This window comes from Oceanobacillus luteolus (assembly GCF_023715655.1).
Lineage (GTDB): Bacteria > Bacillota > Bacilli > Bacillales > Amphibacillaceae > Oceanobacillus > Oceanobacillus luteolus.
The window spans coordinates 1-1,131 of the sequence record NZ_JAMBON010000122.1 but is presented as its reverse complement, the minus strand read 5'-3'; the positions used below and the strand labels follow the sequence as shown (position 1 = coordinate 1,131).

Sequence of the window (1,131 nt, the reverse complement as noted above, 5' to 3'; positions counted from 1 at the left end):
TGAAATGAACCATCATTTAGGCTACGAAACGAACGATAAAGATGAAAAAGAAACAGAAAACAGACGGAATGGTTACAGTAAGAAAACCATCAAAACAAGCTCAGGTGAAGTGGATATTAAGGTGCCAAGAGATCGTGACGGTTCCTTTAGTCCTGAACTGATTCCAAAGCGAAAAAAGGACGTCTCTGCAATTGAGAATAAAGTAATTTCCATGTATGCACGTGGGATGTCACAGCGAGATATTTCGTCAACCATTGAGGATATTTATGGCTTTTCTGTATCTCATGAAATGGTTTCAGATATTACCGACCAAGTCCTTCCGGACCTTGAGGAATGGCAGGCTCGACCTTTGAGTAGCTGTTATGCGTTTGTTTTTGTGGATTGTATGTATACAACGATTCGTAATCAATATGAGACAAGAAAATATGCTGTCTACACCATTTTAGGATATACCATAGAGGGCAATAAAGAAATTCTTGGTTTATGGCTTAACGAAACGGAAAGTAAGCATAAATGGATGCAGATCTTTGATGAGATAAAAGCTAGAGGTGTCGAAGACATTTTCTTTATATCAATGGATGGCGTGAGTGGTTTAGAGGAAGGAGCACGAGCAATTTTCCCCGAAGTCATTGTTCAACGCTGCATCGTCCATTTGATTCGCAATTCGATTAAATACGTTCCAAGTAAAGATTATAAAGCTTTCACTCAAGCGTTAAAGAAAGTGTATAGTGCACCTAGTCTAAAAGCCTGTATAAGCGCCTTTGAATCCTTTAAACAACAATGGGCTACCTATTCAGGAGCCATTGACGTATGGACGAGGAACTTTAGCCATGTTGAACAGCTTTATGATTACGGAAGTGCCATACGAAAGATTATGTACACTACAAATGCCGTAGAAAGTATCCACTCCAGCTTTCGAAAAGTGATTAAAAAGGGGGCATTCCCGAATGAGAACGCCCTTTTGAAAGTATTATATCTACGTGTGAAGGAACTTGAAACCAAATGGGAGGGTGGTCGCATTCAAAACTGGGCCATGGTTATGAACCAGCTTCTTCTTCATGATGAACTGAAAGATAGGGTGTTAAAGTACCTTGAATAAATGGGAACTTACACACTTTATTTGACAAGCCC

General features: G+C 39.6%; 1 protein-coding gene. It reads left to right on the top strand.

Features of this window, described 5'->3' with window-relative positions; all coding sequences use genetic code 11:
* Positions 1 to 1,099 (top strand): IS256 family transposase (locus M3210_RS19975; RefSeq protein WP_251518040.1); only part of this gene is annotated, 1,099 nt, incomplete at its 5' end.
* Positions 1,100 to 1,131 lie beyond the last annotated feature (32 nt).